This is a genomic window from Gordonia alkaliphila (genome assembly GCF_039542465.1).
In the GTDB taxonomy this organism is placed as follows: Bacteria; Actinomycetota; Actinomycetes; order Mycobacteriales; family Mycobacteriaceae; genus Gordonia; species Gordonia alkaliphila.
In genome coordinates, this window is sequence record NZ_BAABIE010000050.1 from 1 (window position 1) to 838 (window position 838).

General features: G+C 61.9%; 1 protein-coding gene. It reads right to left on the reverse strand.

Translation table 11 applies throughout. The features are described from left to right. Positions 1-76: 76 nt before the first annotated feature. Positions 77-838, reverse strand: a 762-nt coding sequence (locus tag ABD989_RS17655) for an IS256 family transposase (protein WP_345314507.1), incomplete at its 5' end; no start/stop codon positions are given.

Consider the following 838-nt stretch of genomic DNA (forward strand, 5'->3'; position numbering starts at 1 on the left):
GATAGTGCCCCTTGGGGTGGTGGACTTCGGATCGGGCGTAGAGTCACGCGTTCTGATCAACGAGTCGTTGTGAACGCTATGCGATTTGGGCTTGCGCGTCCAGGAGTGCGGCGGCCTTGTCCTTCTCGGCGAGGACCTCGCGTAGCTCGTCCATGGAGACCTCGGACATGTATCTGCGGGTGACTTGCCATTCGTCGTGTGCGTCGATCACGACGGCGGTCGCGAGTCGGAGGAACGCGGCGGGGTTCGGGAAGATCTCCACGACGTCGGCGCGTCGTTTGATTTCCTTGTTCAGGCGCTCGATCGGGTTGTTCGACCAGATTTTCTGCCAGTGCGGCTTCGGGAACGCTGAGAATGCCAGCACGTCGGTTTTCGCGTCCCGCATCATCGCTGCCGCCTTGGGGAACGGCCCGTCGAAGGTGTTGGCGACTTGATCCCATTGCGCGGCAACATCTTTCGCTTCGGTGTGAGCGAAGATAGTCCGCACTCCGGCGGTAACGACGGGCTGCTGTTTCGCCGCGACCGCTCCGTGCAGGTTCCTCATGAAATGGACGCGGCACCGTTGCCACGTGGCACCCGTAAACTGTTGTGCCACAGCGGTTTTCAATCCTGCATGGGCGTCAGAGATGACCAGATGCACCCCGTGCAGCCCACGGGCCTTCAAGCTTGCCAGGAACTCGCGCCAGAACTCGTACGATTCGCTCTGCCCGACAGCGGTACCCAGGACCTCGCGGGTGCCGGTGATCGACACACCGGTAGCCACTATCAGCGCCTGGGAGACCACGTGCGCGCCGACACGGACCTTGCAGAACGTGGCGTCGCAGAACACATACGGGAA